Source organism: Priestia sp. SIMBA_032, assembly GCF_046535215.1.
GTDB lineage: Bacteria > Bacillota > Bacilli > Bacillales > Bacillaceae_H > Priestia > Priestia aryabhattai.
The window spans coordinates 1-254 of sequence record NZ_JAWRXD010001111.1 but is presented as its reverse complement, the minus strand read 5'-3'; the positions used below and the strand labels follow the sequence as shown (position 1 = coordinate 254).

The following is a 254-nucleotide window of genomic DNA, read 5'->3' as shown; positions in this document are numbered from 1 at the left end:
CATCCGTTACTCTCTATATAACCAGAACCTTCATAATCTGATCGGATACTAGACGTGAACCAACACATAGCACCAGCGCTATAACCAGCAATAAGTGTTCCTTGCTGCAGAGCCAATAATAATTTTTCATCGAGTCTATGTTCTTTCCATTGCGTAAGCATGTGAATATAGTTCCCGCCACCTAAATAAATTAAATCGGCTGAATGAATCATCTCGTCTATTTCATACTTTGAAGGTGAATCTGTTGTAGTACG

At 39.0% G+C, this 254-nt stretch carries 1 protein-coding gene; it reads right to left on the bottom strand.

Annotated elements, in window-relative coordinates; genetic code table 11:
* Positions 1-254, bottom strand: a 254-nt coding sequence (locus SB717_RS37785; protein WP_410908292.1) for a Type 1 glutamine amidotransferase-like domain-containing protein, incomplete at both ends; no start/stop codon positions are given.